This is a genomic window from Pseudomonas sp. LBUM1645, from assembly GCF_059716185.1.
The window spans coordinates 138,411-165,198 of record NZ_CP166811.1 but is presented as its reverse complement, the minus strand read 5'-3'; the positions used below and the strand labels follow the sequence as shown (position 1 = coordinate 165,198).

Here is a 26,788-nt window from a genome sequence, read left to right as displayed (position 1 = left end):
GAAGGTTCTGCTCAATTCATACCGGGCAGTTGAACCTTGGGCTTCACGTCGTTTTGCACAACGGATGCCAACGGTGCGACCACTCCCTGGCTCTTGAGCAACTCGCCCATGGTCGCCTTGATTCGGTACTGAGTAAATAACTGAATGTTCTTGATCTCCGCCAGGCGACGAGAAGCCGAGAACAGTTCGTTTTCACTGTCGAGCAGGTCGAGCAAGGTGCGCTCGCCGAGACTGAACTGCTTCTGGTACGCGGTGCGCACGCTGGTGCTGTGATCGACATATTGCTGGGCGATCGGCACTTGGGCATTGGCGTTGTTCAAGGCATTCCAGGCCAGACCCAGCTCTTCGTTCAACACGCGCAGGGCGTTGTTGCGAATATCCAGTGCCTGGTTGGACAGGTAGGACTTGGATTCCAGATCAGCCTTGTTGCTGCCACCGGCATACAGATTGAAGCGCATGCGCAACATGGCCTGCCATTCATTGCTGTGACCGTTCTGGCCGTCGAGGTCGTTGTCGGCGGTGCGACCCAACTCGGCATCGAAGCGTGGGTAGAAGCTCGACTTGGCGGCTTCGTACTGTTTCTCGGCAGCGGCAATGTCAGACTCGGCGGAACGCAGGATCGGGCTGTTTTCCAGCATCTGCGCCCTGGCTTCATTGAGGTTGGCTGGCAACAGCGCCATGAAATCGGAAGGACGCTCCAGCTGATCGGGCATCTGGCCGACGGCGGCGAGGAAGTTGGTTTCGGCGTCGGCCAGGTTGGTCTGCTCGGTGATCAGGTTGTTGCGGGCCTGAGCCATACGCGCTTCGGCCTGATCGAGGTCGGCGCCGCTGCCCACGCCACGCTGGGTGCGCAGTTTGATCTGGTCGAAAATCCGTTCGTGGCTCTTCAGGTTCTCGGTCGCCAGGCGTACGAATTCGCGGCGGGTCAGTACGTCGAGATACACCTGAGCGACAGTGAGCGCGGTGCGTTCGGACGTGCCCAGCAAAGAGTAGGCACGGGAATTAACAGTGGCTTGTTGACGCCCCACTTCACTGGAGGTCGCAAAACCGTCAAAAACCATTTGCGACAACCGCACGCTCGACTCGCTGCGATTGAGGTTTTCCCAGTGATTGTTGTTGCCGGCGGCACGCGTGGTGACATTGTCAGTGCCTTCGCGACCATAACCGCCCAGCAGATCGACCCGTGGGAGGTATCCCCCTTTTGCTGCCTTTAACTGATAATCCGCGGCCAATCGACTGTTAACGCCTGCCTGGATTTCCGGATGGACATCCAGTGCCTGTTGCATGGCTTCCGGAAGGGACTGCGCCTGAACAAAACTGGCGGCAAGGGCGAAGGGTAAAGCCGTGAGCAGGTGCAAACGCATTATTGGAGTTTCCCGGAATTGCTTGTCTTGAATCACTGCAGAACGTGCCGCTGCATCGGATGATGACAACCGGAATGACCGTATGTCGGAAAGTTTGATTTTTGAACTGCGTCACACTCGCGGGGCAGGCCAGTGCCTAAATATCAATGTGACATTACGGAGGCGAGTGTTTAGGATGACAGGCAGAAGGTCAATAGTTTGGCATAAAGTTTATAGCGAAAAAATATAGCCAATTTGTTGACGAATAACCGCGTCAAAGTTGTGCCTCTAATATCTTGAAAGTACATCCAGACTGAGCGCGATCTACCGCTCTCAGGTCCATGGACGTCTACTGAATGTGACACCCGGAGAGTCTTCAATGAGCAGTGTTGTGGCCATCGTCAAAAGCATTGTCGGTCAGGTTTTCGCTGTGTCCCCAGAGGGCGTGCGCCGCGTACTCGTTGAAGGCGATCGGTTGTTTGTCGGCGATCAGGTAGACACCGGCGCGGCGGGCGCCGTTACGCTCGAACTGGCTGACGGCCGGACCCTGGACCTGGGCCGCGACACTCAGTGGAGCGCCAGCGATCCGGATTCCAGCACTGACCTTGCGCAAGCCACTGCACAAGCCGCGCCATCGGTTGAAGAACTGCAGCAAGCCATCGTTGCCGGCGCCGACCCGACCACCGATCTTGAAGCCACTGCGGCCGGCCCGACAGCTGCCGGCACAGGCGGCGCGGCAGGTGGCGGCCACAGCTTCGTGATGCTGGATGCAACTGCTGGCCGGGTAGACCCGACCATTGGTTTCCCAACCGAAGGTCCTGATTCCGCTGCCACAACCACCACGCTCGATACCGGTAGCCAGAACACCACGGCCACCAACGCTCCGAGTGTACTGATCGCTGATACTGGCACTCAGGCCGAAGACAGCGTCGCGACCGGCAATGTACTGAACAACGATAGCGATGCCGAAACGACCCTCAGCGTCGCCAGCTTCACCGTCGCCGGCATGACCGGCAGCTTCACCGCAGGCCAGACGGCGACCATCGTCGGCGTCGGCATGTTGACCATCGGCACCAATGGCAACTACACCTTTACTCCAGACACCAACTACAACGGCGCCGTGCCGCAAGTCACTTACACCACCAACACCGGCTCGACCAGCACGCTGGATCTCACCGTGACGGCGGTCGATGATCCGAGCGTTTTGACTGCAGACACCCAAACCATTGCAGAAGACACCGTTGCGACCGGCAATGTGCTGGGCAATGACAGCGACGTCGACAATGTCCTGAGTGTGGCTACCTTTAGCATCGCCGGTGTCAATGCCACCTTCACAGCCGGCCAGACCGCCACCATTGCCAATGTCGGCACCCTGGTCATCGGGGCCACTGGCGCCTACACCTTCACCCCGGCGGCCAACTACAACGGCGCGGTACCGACGGTCAGCTACACCGTCACCGACGGTTCGGGTACTGACGTTACCTCGACCCTGAACATCAGCGTCACCCCGGTGGATGACAGCTTCACCGACATCAGCGAAACCGTGACCACCGGCGAAGACGTCCCGGTCACCGGCAGCGTGCTCGCCGGTACCTCGAGCGTTGATGGCCCGGTCAGCGTGGTTAATTTCACGGTCGGCGGTACTCAGTACCAGGCCGGTGAAACCGCGACTATCGCCAATGTCGGCACCCTGGTCATCGGGGCCACTGGCGCCTACACCTTCACCCCGGCGGCCAACTACAACGGCGCGGTACCGACGGTCAGCTACACCGTCACCGACGGTTCCGGCACTGACGTCACCTCGACCCTGAACATCAGCGTTACCCCGGTCGATGACAGCTTCACCGACGTCAGCGAAACGGTCTCCGGTCCGGAAGATACCCCAGTGACCGGCAGCGTGCTGGCGGGTACCTCGAGCGTTGATGGCCCGGTCAGCGTGGTTAATTTCACGGTCGGCGGTACTCAGTACCAGGCCGGTGAAACCGCGACTATCACCAACGTCGGCACCCTGGTCATCGGGTCCACTGGCGCTTACACCTTCACCCCGGCGGCCAACTACAACGGCGCGGTGCCGACGGTCAGCTACACCGTCACCGACGGTTCCGGTTCTGACGTCACCTCGACCCTGAACATCAGCGTCACCCCGGTCGATGACAGCTTCACCGACATCAGCGAAACGGTCTCCGGTCCGGAAGACGCCCCAGTGACTGGCAGCGTCCTCGCCGGCACCAGCAGTGTCGACGGTCCGGTCAGCGTGGTTAATTTCACGGTCGGCGGTACTCAGTACCAGGCCGGTGAAACCGCGACTATCGCCAATGTCGGCACCCTGGTGATCGGGGCCACTGGCGCCTACACCTTTACTCCGGCGGCCAACTACAACGGCGCGGTGCCGACGGTCAGCTACACCGTCACCGACGGTTCCGGTTCTGACGTCACCTCGACCCTGAACATCAGCGTCACCCCGGTGGATGACAGCTTCACCGACGTCAGCGAAACGGTCTCCGGTCCGGAAGATACCCCAGTGACCGGCAGCGTGCTGGCGGGTACCTCGAGCGTTGATGGCCCGGTCAGCGTGGTTAATTTCACGGTCGGCGGTACTCAGTACCAGGCCGGTGAAACCGCGACTATCACCAACGTCGGCACCCTGGTCATCGGGTCCACTGGCGCTTACACCTTCACCCCGGCGGCCAACTACAACGGCGCGGTGCCGACGGTCAGCTACACCGTCACCGACGGTTCCGGTTCTGACGTCACCTCGACCCTGAACATCAGCGTCACCCCGGTCGATGACAGCTTCACCGACATCAGCGAAACGGTCTCCGGTCCGGAAGACGCCCCAGTGACTGGCAGCGTCCTCGCCGGCACCAGCAGTGTCGACGGTCCGGTCAGCGTGGTTAATTTCACGGTCGGCGGTACTCAGTACCAGGCCGGTGAAACCGCGACTATCGCCAATGTCGGCACCCTGGTGATCGGGGCCACTGGCGCCTACACCTTTACTCCGGCGGCCAACTACAACGGCGCGGTGCCGACGGTCAGCTACACCGTCACCGACGGTTCCGGTTCTGACGTCACCTCGACCCTGAACATCAGCGTCACCCCGGTGGATGACAGCTTCACCGACATCAGCGAAACGGTCTCCGGTCCGGAAGATACCCCAGTGACCGGCAGCGTGCTGGCGGGTACCTCGAGCGTCGATGGTCCGGTCAGTGTGGTTAATTTCACCATCGGTGAAACCACCTACGCCGCCGGCAGCACCGCGACTATCGCCAATGTCGGCACCCTGGTGATCGGGTCCACTGGCGTCTACACCTTCACCCCGGCGGCCAACTACAACGGCGCGGTGCCGACGGTCAGCTACACCGTCACCGACGGTTCGGGTTCTGACGTCACCTCGACCCTGAACATCAGCGTCACCCCGGTGGATGACAGCTTCACCGACGTCAGCGAAACGGTCTCCGGTCCGGAAGATACCCCAGTGACCGGCAGCGTGCTGGCGGGTACCTCGAGCGTTGATGGCCCGGTCAGCGTGGTTAATTTCACGGTCGGCGGTACTCAGTACCAGGCCGGTGAAACCGCGACTATCACCAACGTCGGCACCCTGGTCATCGGGTCCACTGGCGCTTACACCTTCACCCCGGCGGCCAACTACAACGGCGCGGTGCCGACGGTCAGCTACACCGTCACCGACGGTTCCGGTTCTGACGTCACCTCGACCCTGAACATCAGCGTCACCCCGGTCGATGACAGCTTCACCGACATCAGCGAAACGGTCTCCGGTCCGGAAGACGCCCCAGTGACTGGCAGCGTCCTCGCCGGCACCAGCAGTGTCGACGGTCCGGTCAGCGTGGTTAATTTCACGGTCGGCGGTACTCAGTACCAGGCCGGTGAAACCGCGACTATCGCCAATGTCGGCACCCTGGTGATCGGGGCCACTGGCGCCTACACCTTTACTCCGGCGGCCAACTACAACGGCGCGGTGCCGACGGTCAGCTACACCGTCACCGACGGTTCCGGTTCTGACGTCACCTCGACCCTGAACATCAGCGTCACCCCGGTGGATGACAGCTTCACCGACATCAGCGAAACGGTCTCCGGTCCGGAAGATACCCCAGTGACCGGCAGCGTGCTGGCGGGTACCTCGAGCGTCGATGGTCCGGTCAGTGTGGTTAATTTCACCATCGGTGAAACCACCTACGCCGCCGGCAGCACCGCGACTATCGCCAATGTCGGCACCCTGGTGATCGGGTCCACTGGCGTCTACACCTTCACCCCGGCGGCCAACTACAACGGCGCGGTGCCGACGGTCAGCTACACCGTCACCGACGGTTCGGGTTCTGACGTCACCTCGACCCTGAACATCAGCGTCACCCCGGTGGATGACAGCTTCACCGACGTCAGCGAAACGGTCTCCGGTCCGGAAGATACCCCAGTGACCGGCAGCGTGCTGGCGGGTACCTCGAGCGTTGATGGCCCGGTCAGCGTGGTTAATTTCACGGTCGGCGGTACTCAGTACCAGGCCGGTGAAACCGCGACTATCACCAACGTCGGCACCCTGGTCATCGGGTCCACTGGCGCTTACACCTTCACCCCGGCGGCCAACTACAACGGCGCGGTGCCGACGGTCAGCTACACCGTCACCGACGGTTCCGGTTCTGACGTCACCTCGACCCTGAACATCAGCGTCACCCCGGTGGATGACAGCTTCACCGACATCAGCGAAACGGTCTCCGGTCCGGAAGATACCCCAGTGACCGGCAGCGTGCTGGCGGGTACCTCGAGCGTCGATGGTCCGGTCAGTGTGGTTAATTTCACCATCGGTGAAACCACCTACGCCGCCGGCAGCACCGCGACTATCGCCAATGTCGGCACCCTGGTGATCGGGTCCACTGGCGTCTACACCTTCACCCCGGCGGCCAACTACAACGGCGCGGTGCCGACGGTCAGCTACACCGTCACCGACGGTTCGGGTTCTGACGTCACCTCGACCCTGAACATCAGCGTCACCCCGGTGGATGACAGCTTCACCGACATCAGCGAAACGGTCTCCGGTCCGGAAGATACCCCAGTGACCGGCAGCGTGCTGGCGGGTACCTCGAGCGTCGATGGTCCGGTCAGTGTGGTTAATTTCACCATCGGTGAAACCACCTACGCCGCCGGCAGCACCGCGACTATCGCCAATGTCGGCACCCTGGTGATCGGGTCCACTGGCGCCTACACCTTTACTCCGGCGGCCAACTACAACGGCGCGGTGCCGACGGTCAGCTACACCGTCACCGACGGTTCCGGTTCTGACGTCACCTCGACCCTGAACATCAGCGTCACCCCGGTGGATGACAGCTTCACCGACATCAGCGAAACGGTCTCCGGTCCGGAAGATACCCCAGTGACCGGCAGCGTGCTGGCGGGTACCTCGAGCGTCGATGGTCCGGTCAGTGTGGTTAATTTCACCATCGGTGAAACCACCTACGCCGCCGGCAGCACCGCGACTATCGCCAATGTCGGCACCCTGGTGATCGGGTCCACTGGCGTCTACACCTTCACCCCGGCGGCCAACTACAACGGCGCGGTGCCGACGGTCAGCTACACCGTCACCGACGGTTCGGGTTCTGACGTCACCTCGACCCTGAACATCAGCGTCACCCCGGTGGATGACAGCTTCACCGACATCAGCGAAACGGTCTCCGGTCCGGAAGACGCCCCAGTGACTGGCAGCGTCCTCGCCGGCACTAGCAGTGTCGACGGTCCGGTCAGCGTGGTTAATTTCACCATCGGTGAGACCACCTACGCCGCCGGCAGCACCGCGACTATCGCCAATGTCGGCACCCTGGTGATCGGGTCCACTGGCGCTTACACCTTCACCCCGGCCGCCAACTACAACGGCGCGGTACCGACGGTCAGCTACACCGTCACCGACGGTTCCGGCACTGACGTCACCTCGACCCTGAACATCAGCGTCACCCCGGTCGATGACAGCTTCACCGACATCAGCGAAACGGTCTCCGGTCCGGAAGATACCCCAGTGACCGGCAGCGTGCTGGCGGGTACCTCGAGCGTTGATGGCCCGGTCAGCGTGGTTAATTTCACGGTCGGCGGTACTCAGTACCAGGCCGGTGAAACCGCGACTATCACCAATGTCGGCACCCTGGTGATCGGGGCCACTGGCGCTTACACCTTTACTCCGGCGGCCAACTACAACGGCGCGGTACCGACGGTCAGCTACACCGTCACCGACGGTTCCGGTACTAACGTTACCTCGACCCTGAACATCAGCGTCACCCCGGTGGATGACAGCTTCACCGACATCAGCGAAACGGTCTCCGGTCCGGAAGACGCCCCAGTGACTGGCAGCGTCCTCTCCGGCACTAGCAGTGTCGACGGTCCGGTCAGCGTGGTTAATTTCACGGTCGGCGGTACTCAGTACCAGGCCGGTGAAACCGCGACTATCACCAACGTCGGCACCCTGGTGATCGGGTCCACTGGCGCCTACACCTTTACCCCGGCGGCCAACTACAACGGCGCGGTACCGACGGTCAGCTACACCGTCACCGACGGTTCCGGTACTGACGTCACCTCGACCCTGAACATCAGCGTCACCCCGGTGGATGACAGCTTCACCGACGTCAGCGAAACCGTGACCACCGGCGAAGACGTCCCGGTCACCGGCAGCGTGCTCGCCGGTACCTCGAGCGTTGATGGCCCGGTCAGCGTGGTTAATTTCACGGTTGGCGGTACTCAATACCAGGCCGGTGAAACCGCGACCCTCGCCAACGTCGGCACCCTGGTCATCGGGTCCACTGGCGCCTACACCTTTACCCCGGCGGCCAACTACAACGGCGCGGTACCGACGGTCAGCTACACCGTCACCGACGGTTCGGGTTCTGACGTCACCTCGACCCTGAACATCAGCGTCACCCCGGTGGATGACAGCTTCACCGACGTCAGCGAAACCGTGACCACCGGCGAAGACGCTCCGGTCACCGGCAGCGTGCTGGCGGGTACCTCGAGCGTCGATGGTCCGGTCAGCGTGGTTAATTTCACCATCGGTGAAACCACCTACGCCGCCGGCAGCACCGCGACTATCACCAATGTCGGCACCCTGGTGATCGGGTCCACTGGCGCCTACACCTTTACCCCGGCGGCCAACTACAACGGCGCGGTACCGACGGTCAGCTACACCGTCACCGATGGTTCCGGTACTGACGTTACCTCGACCCTGAACATCAACGTTACCCCGGTCGATGACAGCTTCACCGACATCAGCGAAACCGTGACCACCGGCGAAGACGTCTCGGTCACCGGCAGCGTGCTGGCGGGTACGTCGAGCGTTGATGGCCCGGTCAGCGTGGTTAATTTCACGGTCGGCGGTACTCAGTACCAGGCCGGTGAAACCGCGACTATCGCCAATGTCGGCACCCTGGTCATCGGGTCCACTGGCGCCTACACCTTTACTCCGGCCGCCAACTACAACGGCGCGGTGCCGACGGTCAGCTACACCGTCACCGACGGTTCCGGCACTGACGTTACGTCGACTCTGAACATCAGCGTCACCCCGGTGGATGACAGCTTCACCGACGTCAGCGAAACCGTGACCACCGGCGAAGACGTCCCGGTCACCGGCAGCGTGCTCGCCGGTACCTCGAGCGTTGATGGCCCGGTCAGCGTGGTTAATTTCACGGTTGGCGGTACTCAATACCAGGCCGGTGAAACCGCGACCCTCGCCAACGTCGGCACCCTGGTCATCGGGTCCACTGGCGCCTACACCTTTACCCCGGCGGCCAACTACAACGGCGCGGTACCGACGGTCAGCTACACCGTCACCGACGGTTCGGGTTCTGACGTCACCTCGACCCTGAACATCAGCGTCACCCCGGTGGATGACAGCTTCACCGACGTCAGCGAAACCGTGACCACCGGCGAAGACGCTCCGGTCACCGGCAGCGTGCTGGCGGGTACCTCGAGCGTCGATGGTCCGGTCAGCGTGGTTAATTTCACCATCGGTGAAACCACCTACGCCGCCGGCAGCACCGCGACTATCACCAATGTCGGCACCCTGGTGATCGGGTCCACTGGCGCCTACACCTTTACTCCGGCCGCCAACTACAACGGCGCGGTGCCGACGGTCAGCTACACCGTCACCGACGGTTCCGGCACTGACGTTACGTCGACTCTGAACATCAGCGTCACCCCGGTGGATGACAGCTTCACCGACGTCAGCGAAACCGTGACCACCGGCGAAGACGTCCCGGTCACCGGCAGCGTGCTCGCCGGTACCTCGAGCGTTGATGGCCCGGTCAGCGTGGTTAATTTCACGGTTGGCGGTACTCAATACCAGGCCGGTGAAACCGCGACCCTCGCCAACGTCGGCACCCTGGTCATCGGGTCCACTGGCGCCTACACCTTTACCCCGGCGGCCAACTACAACGGCGCGGTACCGACGGTCAGCTACACCGTCACCGACGGTTCGGGTTCTGACGTCACCTCGACCCTGAACATCAGCGTCACCCCGGTGGATGACAGCTTCACCGACGTCAGCGAAACCGTGACCACCGGCGAAGACGCTCCGGTCACCGGCAGCGTGCTGGCGGGTACCTCGAGCGTCGATGGTCCGGTCAGCGTGGTTAATTTCACCATCGGTGAAACCACCTACGCCGCCGGCAGCACCGCGACTATCACCAATGTCGGCACCCTGGTGATCGGGTCCACTGGCGCCTACACCTTTACCCCGGCGGCCAACTACAACGGCGCGGTACCGACGGTCAGCTACACCGTCACCGATGGTTCCGGTACTGACGTTACCTCGACCCTGAACATCAACGTTACCCCGGTGGATGACAGCTTCACCGACATCAGCGAAACCGTGACCACCGGCGAAGACGTCCCGGTCACCGGCAGCGTGCTCGCCGGTACCTCGAGCGTTGATGGCCCGGTCAGCGTGGTTAATTTCACGGTTGGCGGTACTCAATACCAGGCCGGTGAAACCGCGACCCTCGCCAACGTCGGCACCCTGGTCATCGGGTCCACTGGCGCCTACACCTTTACCCCGGCGGCCAACTACAACGGCGCGGTACCGACGGTCAGCTACACCGTCACCGACGGTTCGGGTTCTGACGTCACCTCGACCCTGAACATCAGCGTCACCCCGGTGGATGACAGCTTCACCGACGTCAGCGAAACCGTGACCACCGGCGAAGACGCTCCGGTCACCGGCAGCGTGCTGGCGGGTACCTCGAGCGTCGATGGTCCGGTCAGCGTGGTTAATTTCACCATCGGTGAAACCACCTACGCCGCCGGCAGCACCGCGACTATCACCAATGTCGGCACCCTGGTGATCGGGTCCACTGGCGCCTACACCTTTACCCCGGCGGCCAACTACAACGGCGCGGTACCGACGGTCAGCTACACCGTCACCGACGGTTCGGGTTCTGACGTCACCTCGACCCTGAACATCAGCGTCACCCCGGTGGATGACAGCTTCACCGACGTCAGCGAAACCGTGACCACCGGCGAAGACGCTCCGGTCACCGGCAGCGTGCTGGCGGGTACCTCGAGCGTCGATGGTCCGGTCAGCGTGGTTAATTTCACCATCGGTGAAACCACCTACGCCGCCGGCAGCACCGCGACTATCACCAATGTCGGCACCCTGGTGATCGGGTCCACTGGCGCCTACACCTTTACCCCGGCGGCCAACTACAACGGCGCGGTGCCGACGGTCAGCTACACCGTCACCGACGGTTCGGGTTCTGACGTCACCTCGACCCTGAACATCAGCGTTACCCCGGTCGATGACAGCTTCACCGACATCAGCGAAACCGTGACCACCGGCGAAGACGCTCCGGTCACCGGCAGCGTCCTCACCGGCACCAGCAGTGTCGACGGCCCGGTCAGTGTGGTTAATTTCACGGTCGGCGAAACCACCTACGCCGCCGGCAGCACCGCGACTATCACCAATGTCGGCACCCTGGTGATCGGGTCCACTGGCGCCTACACCTTTACCCCGGCCGCCGACTACAACGGCGCGGTACCGACGGTCAGCTACACCGTCACCGACGGTTCCGGCACTGACGTCACCTCGACCCTGAACATCAGCGTCACCCCGGTCGATGACAGCTTCACCGACATCAGCGAAACGGTCTCCGGTCCGGAAGATACCCCAGTGACCGGCAGCGTGCTGGCGGGTACCTCGAGCGTCGATGGTCCGGTCAGCGTGGTTAATTTCACGGTCGGCGAAACCACCTACGCCGCCGGCAGCACCGCGACTATCACCAATGTCGGCACCCTGGTCATCGGGTCCACTGGCGCCTACACCTTTACCCCGGCCGCCGACTACAACGGCGCGGTACCGACGGTCAGCTACACCGTCACCGACGGTTCCGGCACTGACGTCACCTCGACCCTGAACATCAACGTTACCCCGGTGGATGACAGCTTCACCGACGTCAGCGAAACGGTCTCCGGTCCGGAAGACGCCCCAGTGACTGGCAGCGTCCTCGCCGGCACTAGCAGTGTCGACGGTCCGGTCAGCGTGGTTAATTTCACGGTCGGTGAAACCACCTACGCCGCCGGCAGCACCGCGACTATCACCAATGTCGGCACCCTGGTGATCGGGTCCACTGGCGTCTACACCTTCACCCCGGCGGCCAACTACAACGGCGCGGTGCCGACGGTCAGCTACACCGTCACCGACGGTTCCGGTACTGACGTTACCTCGACTCTGAACATCAACGTTACCCCGGTCGATGACAGCTTCACCGACATCAGCGAAACGGTCTCCGGTCCGGAAGATACCCCAGTGACTGGCAGCGTCCTCGCCGGCACTAGCAGTGTCGACGGTCCGGTCAGCGTGGTTAATTTCACGGTCGGCGAAACCACCTACGCCGCCGGCAGCACCGCGACTATCGCCAATGTCGGCACCCTGGTCATCGGGGCCACTGGCGCTTACACCTTTACTCCGGCCGCCAACTACAACGGCGCGGTGCCGACGGTCAGCTACACCGTCACCGACGGTTCCGGTTCTGACGTCACCTCGACCCTGAACATCAACGTTACCCCGGTGGATGACAGCTTCACCGACATCAGCGAAACCGTGACCACCGGCGAAGACGTCCCGGTCACCGGCAGCGTGCTCGCCGGTACCTCGAGCGTTGATGGCCCGGTCAGCGTGGTTAATTTCACGGTTGGCGGTACTCAATACCAGGCCGGTGAAACCGCGACCCTCGCCAACGTCGGCACCCTGGTCATCGGGTCCACTGGCGCCTACACCTTTACCCCGGCGGCCAACTACAACGGCGCGGTACCGACGGTCAGCTACACCGTCACCGACGGTTCGGGTTCTGACGTCACCTCGACCCTGAACATCAGCGTCACCCCGGTGGATGACAGCTTCACCGACGTCAGCGAAACCGTGACCACCGGCGAAGACGCTCCGGTCACCGGCAGCGTGCTGGCGGGTACCTCGAGCGTCGATGGTCCGGTCAGCGTGGTTAATTTCACCATCGGTGAAACCACCTACGCCGCCGGCAGCACCGCGACTATCACCAATGTCGGCACCCTGGTGATCGGGTCCACTGGCGCCTACACCTTTACCCCGGCGGCCAACTACAACGGCGCGGTACCGACGGTCAGCTACACCGTCACCGACGGTTCGGGTTCTGACGTCACCTCGACCCTGAACATCAGCGTCACCCCGGTGGATGACAGCTTCACCGACGTCAGCGAAACCGTGACCACCGGCGAAGACGCTCCGGTCACCGGCAGCGTGCTGGCGGGTACCTCGAGCGTCGATGGTCCGGTCAGCGTGGTTAATTTCACCATCGGTGAAACCACCTACGCCGCCGGCAGCACCGCGACTATCACCAATGTCGGCACCCTGGTGATCGGGTCCACTGGCGCCTACACCTTTACCCCGGCGGCCAACTACAACGGCGCGGTGCCGACGGTCAGCTACACCGTCACCGACGGTTCGGGTTCTGACGTCACCTCGACCCTGAACATCAGCGTTACCCCGGTCGATGACAGCTTCACCGACATCAGCGAAACCGTGACCACCGGCGAAGACGCTCCGGTCACCGGCAGCGTCCTCACCGGCACCAGCAGTGTCGACGGCCCGGTCAGTGTGGTTAATTTCACGGTCGGCGAAACCACCTACGCCGCCGGCAGCACCGCGACTATCACCAATGTCGGCACCCTGGTGATCGGGTCCACTGGCGCCTACACCTTTACCCCGGCCGCCGACTACAACGGCGCGGTACCGACGGTCAGCTACACCGTCACCGACGGTTCCGGCACTGACGTCACCTCGACCCTGAACATCAGCGTCACCCCGGTCGATGACAGCTTCACCGACATCAGCGAAACGGTCTCCGGTCCGGAAGATACCCCAGTGACCGGCAGCGTGCTGGCGGGTACCTCGAGCGTCGATGGTCCGGTCAGCGTGGTTAATTTCACGGTCGGCGAAACCACCTACGCCGCCGGCAGCACCGCGACTATCACCAATGTCGGCACCCTGGTCATCGGGTCCACTGGCGCCTACACCTTTACCCCGGCCGCCGACTACAACGGCGCGGTACCGACGGTCAGCTACACCGTCACCGACGGTTCCGGCACTGACGTCACCTCGACCCTGAACATCAACGTTACCCCGGTGGATGACAGCTTCACCGACGTCAGCGAAACGGTCTCCGGTCCGGAAGACGCCCCAGTGACTGGCAGCGTCCTCGCCGGCACTAGCAGTGTCGACGGTCCGGTCAGCGTGGTTAATTTCACGGTCGGTGAAACCACCTACGCCGCCGGCAGCACCGCGACTATCACCAATGTCGGCACCCTGGTGATCGGGTCCACTGGCGTCTACACCTTCACCCCGGCGGCCAACTACAACGGCGCGGTGCCGACGGTCAGCTACACCGTCACCGACGGTTCCGGTACTGACGTTACCTCGACTCTGAACATCAACGTTACCCCGGTCGATGACAGCTTCACCGACATCAGCGAAACGGTCTCCGGTCCGGAAGATACCCCAGTGACTGGCAGCGTCCTCGCCGGCACTAGCAGTGTCGACGGTCCGGTCAGCGTGGTTAATTTCACGGTCGGCGAAACCACCTACGCCGCCGGCAGCACCGCGACTATCGCCAATGTCGGCACCCTGGTCATCGGGGCCACTGGCGCTTACACCTTTACTCCGGCCGCCAACTACAACGGCGCGGTGCCGACGGTCAGCTACACCGTCACCGACGGTTCCGGTTCTGACGTCACCTCGACCCTGAACATCAGCGTCACCCCGGTCGATGACAGCTTCACCGACATCAGCGAAACGGTCTCCGGTCCGGAAGACGCCCCAGTGACTGGCAGCGTCCTCGCCGGCACCAGCAGTGTCGACGGCCCGGTCAGCGTGGTTAATTTCACCATCGGTGAAACCACCTACGCCGCCGGCAGCACCGCGACTATCACCAATGTCGGCACCCTGGTCATCGGGTCCACTGGCGCTTACACCTTCACCCCGGCGGCCAACTACAACGGCGCGGTACCGACGGTCAGCTACACCGTCACCGACGGTTCCGGCACTGACGTTACCTCGACCCTGAACATCAGCGTCACCCCGGTCGATGACAGCTTCACCGACATCAGCGAAACGGTCTCCGGTCCGGAAGACGCCCCAGTGACTGGCAGCGTCCTCGCCGGCACCAGCAGTGTCGACGGCCCGGTCAGCGTGGTTAATTTCACGGTCGGCGAAACCACCTACGCCGCCGGCAGCACCGCGACTATCACCAATGTCGGCACCCTGGTCATCGGGTCCACTGGCGCCTACACCTTTACCCCGGCCGCCGACTACAACGGCGCGGTACCGACGGTCAGCTACACCGTCACCGACGGTTCCGGCACTGACGTCACCTCGACCCTGAACATCAACGTTACCCCGGTGGATGACAGCTTCACCGACGTCAGCGAAACGGTCTCCGGTCCGGAAGACGCCCCAGTGACTGGCAGCGTCCTCGCCGGCACTAGCAGTGTCGACGGTCCGGTCAGCGTGGTTAATTTCACGGTCGGTGAAACCACCTACGCCGCCGGCAGCACCGCGACTATCACCAATGTCGGCACCCTGGTGATCGGGTCCACTGGCGTCTACACCTTCACCCCGGCGGCCAACTACAACGGCGCGGTGCCGACGGTCAGCTACACCGTCACCGACGGTTCCGGTACTGACGTTACCTCGACTCTGAACATCAACGTTACCCCGGTCGATGACAGCTTCACCGACATCAGCGAAACGGTCTCCGGTCCGGAAGATACCCCAGTGACTGGCAGCGTCCTCGCCGGCACTAGCAGTGTCGACGGTCCGGTCAGCGTGGTTAATTTCACGGTCGGCGAAACCACCTACGCCGCCGGCAGCACCGCGACTATCGCCAATGTCGGCACCCTGGTCATCGGGGCCACTGGCGCTTACACCTTTACTCCGGCCGCCAACTACAACGGCGCGGTGCCGACGGTCAGCTACACCGTCACCGACGGTTCCGGTTCTGACGTCACCTCGACCCTGAACATCAGCGTCACCCCGGTCGATGACAGCTTCACCGACATCAGCGAAACGGTCTCCGGTCCGGAAGACGCCCCAGTGACTGGCAGCGTCCTCGCCGGCACCAGCAGTGTCGACGGCCCGGTCAGCGTGGTTAATTTCACCATCGGTGAAACCACCTACGCCGCCGGCAGCACCGCGACTATCACCAATGTCGGCACCCTGGTCATCGGGTCCACTGGCGCTTACACCTTCACCCCGGCGGCCAACTACAACGGCGCGGTACCGACGGTCAGCTACACCGTCACCGACGGTTCCGGCACTGACGTTACCTCGACCCTGAACATCAGCGTCACCCCGGTCGATGACAGCTTCACCGACATCAGCGAAACGGTCTCCGGTCCGGAAGACGCCCCAGTGACTGGCAGCGTCCTCGCCGGCACCAGCAGTGTCGACGGCCCGGTCAGCGTGGTTAATTTCACCATCGGTGAAACCACCTACGCCGCCGGCAGCACCGCGACTATCACCAATGTCGGCACCCTGGTCATCGGGTCCACTGGCGCTTACACCTTCACCCCGGCGGCCAACTACAACGGCGCGGTACCGACGGTCAGCTACACCGTCACCGACGGTTCCGGCACTGACGTTACGTCGACCCTGAACATCAGCGTCACCCCGGTGGATGACAGCTTCACCGACATCAGCGAAACGGTCTCCGGTCCGGAAGACGCCCCAGTGACTGGCAGCGGCCTCGCCGGCACTAGCAGTGTCGACGGTCCGGTCAGCGTGGTTAATTTCACCATCGGTGAAACCACCTACGCCGCCGGCAGCACCGCGACTATCGCCAATGTCGGCACCCTGGTCATCGGGTCCACTGGCGCCTACACCTTTACCCCGGCGGCCAACTACAACGGCGCGGTGCCGACGGTCAGCTACACCGTCACCGACGGTTCCGGCACTGACGTCACCTCGACCCTGAACATCAACGTTACCCCGGTGGATGACAGCTTCACCGACGTCAGCGAAACGGTCTCCGGTCCGGAAGACGCCCCAGTGACTGGCAGCGTCCTCGCCGGCACTAGCAGTGTCGACGGTCCGGTCAGCGTGGTTAATTTCACGGTCGGTGAAACCACCTACGCCGCCGGCAGCACCGCGACTATCACCAATGTCGGCACCCTGGTGATCGGGTCCACTGGCGTCTACACCTTCACCCCGGCGGCCAACTACAACGGCGCGGTGCCGACGGTCAGCTACACCGTCACCGACGGTTCCGGTACTGACGTTACCTCGACTCTGAACATCAACGTTACCCCGGTCGATGACAGCTTCACCGACATCAGCGAAACGGTCTCCGGTCCGGAAGATACCCCAGTGACTGGCAGCGTCCTCGCCGGCACTAGCAGTGTCGACGGTCCGGTCAGCGTGGTTAATTTCACGGTCGGCGAAACCACCTACGCCGCCGGCAGCACCGCGACTATCGCCAATGTCGGCACCCTGGTCATCGGGGCCACTGGCGCTTACACCTTTACTCCGGCCGCCAACTACAACGGCGCGGTGCCGACGGTCAGCTACACCGTCACCGACGGTTCCGGTTCTGACGTCACCTCGACCCTGAACATCAGCGTCACCCCGGTCGATGACAGCTTCACCGACATCAGCGAAACGGTCTCCGGTCCGGAAGACGCCCCAGTGACTGGCAGCGTCCTCGCCGGCACCAGCAGTGTCGACGGCCCGGTCAGCGTGGTTAATTTCACCATCGGTGAAACCACCTACGCCGCCGGCAGCACCGCGACTATCACCAATGTCGGCACCCTGGTCATCGGGTCCACTGGCGCTTACACCTTCACCCCGGCGGCCAACTACAACGGCGCGGTACCGACGGTCAGCTACACCGTCACCGACGGTTCCGGCACTGACGTTACCTCGACCCTGAACATCAGCGTCACCCCGGTCGATGACAGCTTCACCGACATCAGCGAAACGGTCTCCGGTCCGGAAGACGCCCCAGTGACTGGCAGCGTCCTCGCCGGCACCAGCAGTGTCGACGGCCCGGTCAGCGTGGTTAATTTCACCATCGGTGAAACCACCTACGCCGCCGGCAGCACCGCGACTATCACCAATGTCGGCACCCTGGTCATCGGGTCCACTGGCGCTTACACCTTCACCCCGGCGGCCAACTACAACGGCGCGGTACCGACGGTCAGCTACACCGTCACCGACGGTTCCGGCACTGACGTTACGTCGACCCTGAACATCAGCGTCACCCCGGTGGATGACAGCTTCACCGACATCAGCGAAACGGTCTCCGGTCCGGAAGACGCCCCAGTGACTGGCAGCGGCCTCGCCGGCACTAGCAGTGTCGACGGTCCGGTCAGCGTGGTTAATTTCACCATCGGTGAAACCACCTACGCCGCCGGCAGCACCGCGACTATCGCCAATGTCGGCACCCTGGTCATCGGGTCCACTGGCGCCTACACCTTTACCCCGGCGGCCAACTACAACGGCGCGGTGCCGACGGTCAGCTACACCGTCACCGACGGTTCCGGCACTGACGTTACGTCGACCCTGAACATCAGCGTTACCCCGGTGGATGACAGCTTCACCGACATCAGCGAAACGGTCTCCGGTCCGGAAGATACCCCAGTGACCGGCAGCGTGCTGGCGGGTACCTCGAGCGTTGATGGCCCGGTCAGCGTGGTTAATTTCACGGTCGGCGGTACTCAGTACCAGGCCGGTGAAACCGCGACTATCGCCAATGTCGGTACCCTGGTGATCGGGTCCACTGGCGCTTACACCTTCACCCCGGCGACCAACTACAACGGCACGGTGCCCACGGTCAGCTACACCGTCACCGACGGTTCCGGCAGCAATGTCACCTCGACCCTGAATATCAACGTAACACCGGTCAATGACCCGAGCGTCCTGACTGCGGATACCAACACTGTCGATGAAGACCACGTTGCAACCGGCAACGTGCTCGGCAATGACATCGATGTCGACAATGCTCTGAGTGTTGCGACCTTCACCGTCGCCGGTGTCACCGGCTCCTTCACCGCCGGTCAAGTCGCAACGATCGCCGGTGTCGGCACTGTGACTATCGCCGCTAACGGCGACTACAGCTTCACCCCAACGGCGAACTGGAATGGCACCGCGCCACAGATCAGCTACACCACCAACACCAATTCCATCAGCACGCTGAACATCACGGTCACCTCGGTCAACGACGCTCCGACCGTCAGTACCACCTCGGCCACTGGCAATGAAGATCAATTGATCGCCGCGCAGCTCGGCGGCAATGACATCGACGGCAGCGTCGGCCACTTCAACCTGACCAGCCTGCCGGCCAATGGCGTGTTTTACGCTGACGCCGCCGGGACCATCGCGTTGACCGCCAGCAGCGTGATCACCGCAACCGCCAACGGTGCAACGGTTTACTTCAAGCCCACCGGCGACTGGAGTGGTACCACCCATTTCACCTACACCTCGACCGACAACCAGGGCATGCCCTCCGCGTCTTCGGCAACCGGCACCATTGTCGTTGCGCCAGTAACCGATACCCCAAGCCTGTCACTGGCCGGCGGCGGTATGGTCGTCTCGACCAACTTCCAGGAGGTCGCTTTGAACGGCGCCGTTGGCGACGTCAATGTCAGCAAGCTCGGCAACGGCGTTTGGCATACGGACAACAGCGGTGGCATGGTCGAAATCGGCAAGGCCAGCGTCTACGGCGCCGGCGCCGATAACCAGGTCATTGAACTGGAGCGCAACACCGGCGATGCGAGCAACCTCTACACCACTATCGATGCCAAGGCCGGCAGCACCTATAACGTGTCGTTCGACTATGCACCGCGTGCTGGTGTGGATAATTCGCTCATCAATGTGTACTGGGGCGGCCAACTCATTGGCACCCTGAACACTTCGACCACCGGCATGCAGCACTACAGTTTCGACATTCCGGTCACTGCCGATGGTAACCAGAAGCTCGAGTTCCGCGCCGGGGACAGCAACAGCCTGGGCGGCCTGCTGGACAATATCAATGTCGCTCAGGTGCTCAACTCGGGTCTTGAAGACCAGGCGATCCTGTTGTCGACCATCCAGGCCCACACCAACGACGTCGATGGTTCGGAAACACTCACTCTCACACTGAACGGCTTGCCGGCAGGTTCCAGACTCACCGACGGCACCCACACCTTCAATGCTGCCGACGGCTCGACGTCGGTGGACATTACTGGTTGGAACCTGTCCACGCTCAAGCTGACACCGCCGACGAACTTTAATGGCGACATCCCCCTGACCGTCACGGCCACCGCCAAAGACGGCGATGCCCCAAGCGCCAGCACCTCGCTGCCGTTGGTGGTGCACGTCGGTGCCGTCAATGACGCAAGCGTGCTGCAGGCGGACAAGATCACTGTCGACGAAGACCACAACGCGACCGGCAACGTGCTGGGCAACGACAGCGATGTCGATAACGTCCTGAGCGTCACCAGCTTCAACGTGACCGGGGTCAACGGCAGCTTCACGGCGGGCCAGACCGCGACCATTACCGGTGTCGGAACGCTGATCATCGCCAGCAACGGCGACTACACCTTCAAGCCGGCTGCCGACTGGAATGGCAACGTTCCACAGGTGACATACACCACCAACACCGGCTCGAGCAGTACGCTGAACATCAGTGTTACGCCGGTTAATGACAACTTCACCGACGCCAGCGAAACCGTCACCGTTAACGAAGACTCCGTGGCTACCGGCAGCGTGCTGTCGGGCACTTCGAGCGTCGACGGCCCGGTCAGCGTGATCAACTTCACCATTGGTGAAACCACCTACGCCGCCGGCAACACCGCGACCATCGCCAACGTCGGCACCTTGGTCATCGGGGCGAACGGTGCGTACACCTTCACTCCAACTGCCAATTACAACGGCAGCGTGCCGAGCGTCAGCTACACCGTCACCGATGGTTCGGGCAGCAACGTTACATCGACCCTGAATATCAGCGTCACCCCGGTCAACGACAACTTCATCGATGCCAGTGAAACCGTTACGGTCAACGAAGACACCTCAGCCATCGGCAACGTGCTGACCGGTACTTCGAGCGTGGATGGCGCAGTCAGCGTGGTCAACTTCACCGTCGGTGCGACCACCTATGTGGCAGGCAGCACGGCGACCATCGCCAACGTCGGGACCCTAGTGATCGGGGCGAACGGTGCTTACACCTTCACTCCGACTGCTAATTACAACGGCAGCGTGCCGAGCGTCAGCTACACCGTCACCGACGGTTCGGGCAGCAACGTCACCTCGACCCTGAATATCAGCGTCACCCCGGTCGACGACAACTTCACCGACGTCAGCGAAACCGTTACGACCAACGAAGACACCTCAGCCATCGGCAATGTGCTGACCGGTACTTCGAGCGTGGATGGCGCAGTCAGCGTGATCAACTTCACCATCGGTGCGACCACTTACGCGGCAGGCGCCACGGCGACCATCGCCAACGTCGGGACCCTGGTCATCGGGGCGAACGGTGCGTACACCTTCACTCCGACTGCCAATTACAACGGCAGCGTGCCGAGCGTCAGCTACACCGTCACCGACGGTTCGGGAACCAACGTCACCTCGACCCTGAACATCAGCGTCACGCCGGTCAACGACAACTTCACCGATGCCAGTGAAACCGTCACGGTTAACGAAGACACCGTGGCTACCGGCAACGTGCTGTCGGGCACTTCGAGCGTCGACGGTCCGGTCAGCGTGGTCAACTTCACCATCGGTGATACCAACTATGCCGCAGGAAGCACCGCGACCATCGCCAACGTCGGCACCCTGGTCATCGGGGCGAACGGTGCTTACACCTTCACTCCGACTGCCAACTACAACGGCAGCGTGCCGAGCGTCAGCTACACCGTCACCGACGGTTCGGGCAGCAACGTTACATCGACCCTGAATATCAGCGTCACGCCGGTCAACGACAACTTCATCGATGCCAGCGAAACCGTCACGGTCAACGAAGACACCTCAGCCATCGGCAACGTGCTGACCGGCACGAGCAGCGTCGACGGTCCAGTCAGCGTGCTCAGCTTCACCGTCGGTGCGACCACCTATGTGGCAGGCACCACGGCGACCATCGCCAACGTCGGGACCCTGGTGATCGGGGCGAACGGGGCTTATACCTTTACTCCGACCGCCAACTACAACGGCACGGTACCGACGGTCAGCTACACCGTCACCGACGGTTCGGGCAGCAACGTCACCTCGACCCTGAATATCAGCGTCACACCGGTTGACGACAGCTTCACCGACATCAGCGAAACCGTTACGACCAACGAAGACACCTCAGCCATCGGCAATGTGCTGACCGGTACTTCGAGCGTGGATGGCGCAGTCAGCGTGGTCAACTTCACCGTCGGTGCGACCACCTATGTGGCAGGCGCCACGGCGACCATCGCCAACGTCGGGACCCTGGTGATCGGGGCGAACGGGGCGTACACCTTCACTCCGACCGCCAACTACAACGGCACGGTGCCGAGCGTCAGCTACACCGTCACTGATGGTTCGGGCAGCAACGTTACATCGACCCTGAATATCAGCGTCACGCCCGTCGATGACAGCTTCACCGACGCCAACGAAACGGTCTCCACCCTGGAAGATACCGCCCTTACCGGCAGCGTCCTCACCGGCACGAGCAGCGTCGATGGCGCGGTCAGCGTGGTCAACTTCACCATCGGTGCGACCACTTACACGGCAGGCGCCACGGCGACTATCACCAACGTCGGCACACTGGTCATCGGGGCCAACGGTGCGTACACCTTCACTCCGGCCGCCAACTACAACGGCACGGTGCCGACCGTCACCTACACCGTCACCGACGGTTCGGGAACCAACGACACCTCGACCCTGAACATCAACGTCACGCCGGTTGACGACAGCTTCACCGACGCCAACGAAACGCTCTCCACCCTGGAAGACACCGCCATTAGCGGCAGCGTCCTCACCGGCACAAGCAGCGTCGATGGCGCGGTCAGCGTGGTCAACTTCACCATCGGTGCGACCACTTACACGGCTGGAAGCACGGCGACTATCGCCAACGTCGGCACTCTGGTCATCGGGGCGAACGGGGCTTACACCTTCACTCCGGCCGCCAACTACAACGGCACGGTACCGACGGTCAGCTACACCGTCACCGACGGTTCCGGAACCAACGACACCTCGACCCTGAACATCAGCGTCATCCCGGTCGACGACAGCTTCACCGACATCAGCGAAACCGTTACGACCAACGAAGACACCGTGGCTACCGGCAACGTGCTGATCGGTACTTCGAGCGTTGACGGCGCGGTCAGCGTGGTCAACTTCACCATCGGTGCGACCACTTACGCGGCTGGAAGCACGGCGACTATCGCCAACGTCGGGACCCTGGTAATCGGGGCCAACGGTGCGTACACCTTCACTCCGACCGCCAACTACAACGGCACGGTACCGACGGTCAGCTACACCGTCACCGACGGTTCCGGAACCAACGACACCTCGACCCTGAACATCAGCGTCACCCCGGTCGACGACAGCTTCACCGACATCAGCGAAACCGTTACGACCAACGAAGACACCGTGGCTACCGGCAACGTGCTGACCGGTACCTCGAGCGTTGACGGCGCGGTCAGCGTGGTGAACTTCACCATCGGTGCGACCACCTATGTGGCAGGCAGCACGGCGACCATCGCCAACGTCGGCACCCTGGTCATCGGGGCGAACGGTGCGTACACCTTCACTCCGACCGCCAACTACAACGGCACTGTACCGACGGTCAGCTACACCGTCACCGACGGTTCCGGAACCAACGACACCTCGACCCTGAACATCAGCGTCACGCCGGTCGATGACAGTTTCACCGACGCCAACGAAACGGTCTCCACCCTGGAAGACACCGCCCTTACCGGCAGCGTCCTCACCGGCACGAGCAGCGTCGATGGCGCGGTCAGCGTGGTCAACTTCACCATCGGTGCGACCACTTACACGGCAGGCAGCACGGCGACTATCGCCAACGTCGGCACCTTGGTAATCGGGGCCAACGGTGCGTACACCTTCACCCCAGCCGCCAACTACAACGGCACGGTACCGACGGTCAGCTACACCGTCACCGACGGTTCCGGAACCAACGACACCTCGACCCTGAACATCAGCGTCACACCGGTTGACGACAGCTTCACCGACGCCAACGAAACGGTCTCCACCCTGGAAGACACTGCCCTTACCGGCAGCGTTCTCACCGGCACGAGCAGCGTTGATGGCGCGGTCAGCGTGGTCAACTTCACCGTCGGTGCGACCACCTATGTGGCAGGCGCCACGGCGACTATCGCCAACGTCGGCACCCTGGTGATCGGGGCGAACGGTGCGTACACCTTCACCCCAGTCGCCAACTACAACGGCAGCGTGCCGACCGTCAGCTACACCGTCACCGACGGTTCGGGAACCAACGACACATCGACCCTGAACATCAGTGTCACCCCGGTCGACGACGCGAGTGTGCTGACTGCTGACATCAACACAGTCCTCGAGGACAAGGTCGCCACCGGTAACGTACTGACTAACGACCGCGATGTGGATAACGTCCTGAGCGTGGCCAAGTTCACGGTGGGTGGCACCGAGTACACAGCAGGCGCCACGGCGACCATCGCCAACATGGGCACCTTGGTGCTTGCGGCGAACGGGGCTTACACCTTCACCCCGGCCAGCAATTGGAGCGGTAAGGTTCCGACCGTGACCTACACCACCAGCACCGGCTCAAGCACCACCTTGGACATCAGTGTGACCGCGGTCGCAGATGCACCAATCGTGACCGCCACCACTTCTCAGGTGGCCGAGAACAGCAGCGTTGCGTTGGGCTTGAAGGTAACGTCGCCGGACACTGATGGTTCTGAAACCCAGACCATCACCACGATCGGCGGCATCCCGGCAGGTGCGACCCTGACCGACGGCACGCACACCTTCACGGGCACGACCGGTAACGCTGTCGTCAACCTCAGCGGGTGGGATGTGAGCAAGTTGAGCTACACCCCGGCACCGTACGCCACCGGTACCAACACGCTGACAGTTACGGCAGTCTCGACCGAAAGCCAGGGTGATTCGGCCACCAGTTCGATACAGATACCGATCACGATCAATCCGGCGGTCTATAACTCGATCACCGCCACCGCAGCAAATGACAATGTCGTCGGCACCGGCGGCAACGACATCATGGTTGCGGACATCGGCGGGCTGACCGTGGTGCCGGGCACCAATTACAACATCGCGTTCATGGTCGACAGCTCGGGCAGTATGAGCGACGCCTCGGTCAAGTCTGCGAAGGACTCGCTGACGTCGGTGTTCAACACGCTCAAGCAGAGCATCGGTGCCACCGGCTCAGGTACCGTGAACATCTTCATTGCAGACTTCGATGACCGGGTCAACAAGTCGGTCTCGGTCAACCTGAACGATCCAACCGCGTTGACCCAGCTCAAAGCGGTACTCGATTCGATGACGTCCGGCGGAGGTACTAACTACGAGGATGTGTTCAAGGCTACGGCCAACTTCTTCAAAAGCATGGGTGCCGGCGCAACTAATCTGACCTACTTCATCACAGACGGTAAGCCAACCTATTATCAGAAGGATGAGCAAGGCAATCCGACGCTGTATGACAACGTGAAACTGGATGATGTGCTCAAAATGGGCAGCTACAAGTTGGGGGAAAGTTATAACGCCCAGCTCGATTCCGACCACAAGATTAGCGTCGACAAGGACGGTAGTCTGACACTGTCAGTCAAGTACGGATTCTTTTGGTATGGCTACGATCTCGGTCAGGTCCATGCCCAAGGCGACGGGACCTTTGAGCTGTCCGAGCTGGGCGGTACCGGCAAAGCCACCAATTCTAACTACGATAACTCGGCGTACAATTCCAGCGACAGCTTCGCCTTGCTGGCCAAGTTGTCTCAGGTCGAAGCGATTGGCCTGAACAACGAGATCAGCCCCAACGACCTGAAACCGTACGACACCGACGGTAAACCACAGACCAACATCAACCCGACGGACCTGGCCAACTCGATCATCGGTCACACCGAAGCGACGATGCCAGGCGCCGACACGGTCAATGGCGGCGATGGCAACGACATCCTGTTCGGCGACCTGGTGAGCTTCAACGGCGTCGCCGGTGAGGGTTATCAGGCGATGCAGGCATTCGTCGCCCAGCAAACCGGCGTGGACGTCAGCAAAGTCACCACCAGCAACGTGCACCAGTTCATCACCGAGCACTACACCGTGTTCGATGTGTCCGGGGCGCATGACGGCAATGACTCGCTGCTGGGCGGTGCCGGCAATGACATTCTCTTCGGCCAGGGTGGCAATGACCTGCTCGACGCCGGCAAGGGCAATGACATTCTGCTCGGTGGCAGCGGTAACGACTCGCTGATGGGCGGTCAGGGCAACGATATTCTGATCGGCGGCTCAGGTGCCGACACCTTCGTCTGGAAGGCTGGCGACACTGGCAACGACGTGATCAAGGACTTCAAGGCCAGCGAGGGTGATCGCATCGACTTGCGCGATCTGCTGCAGGGTGAAACCGGCAGCACTATCGACAACTTCCTGAAGATCACCACCGTGGATGGCGTTTCGTCCCTGCAAGTCAGCTCAGCCGGCAAGTTCAATGGCGCTGACGCTGCAGCGGCGCAACCCGATGTGACGATAAAACTGGAAGGCAACAATTGGTCCAGCGCCAACATCAATTCGTTGATTGCCGGCAGTGACCCGACCATCAAAATCGATCACAACAACAGCTGATCCAACGAAAAACGGCCGCCCTTCTGGGGCGGCCGTCACGTTTGCGCACAACACCCCGGTGACGATTTCGTCGCCGCACCGCATACTCGCGTCCAGTTGGCCTATGCTGCTGAAAGCATGACGCTGGTCCATTTCCGAGGGA

At 62.1% G+C, this 26,788-nt stretch carries 2 protein-coding genes; one reads left to right on the top strand and one right to left on the bottom strand.

The features are described 5' to 3' along the window. Positions 1 to 11: 11 nt before the first annotated feature. A complete protein-coding gene (locus ACA079_RS00675; RefSeq protein WP_497702249.1) occupies positions 12 to 1,364 on the bottom strand; it encodes a TolC family outer membrane protein in 1,353 nt (450 codons plus the stop codon). A 358-nt stretch (positions 1,365 to 1,722) separates the two neighbouring features. Here ACA079_RS00675 and ACA079_RS00670 point away from each other — a divergent pair, with 358 nt between their 5' ends. Then, entirely contained in the window at positions 1,723 to 26,646 is a 24,924-nt protein-coding gene (locus ACA079_RS00670) for a cadherin-like domain-containing protein (protein ID WP_497702248.1), read from the top strand. Positions 26,647 to 26,788 lie beyond the last annotated feature (142 nt).

What these genes read in the sequence shown, in the direction of transcription:
- ACA079_RS00670 (WP_497702248.1), top strand. Translation starts at nt 1,723, where the DNA reads ATGAGCAGTGTTGTGGCCATCGTCAAAAGCATTGTCGGTCAGGTTTTC.
- ACA079_RS00675 (WP_497702249.1), bottom strand. Translation starts at nt 1,364, where the DNA reads ATGCGTTTGCACCTGCTCACGGCTTTACCCTTCGCCCTTGCCGCCAGT.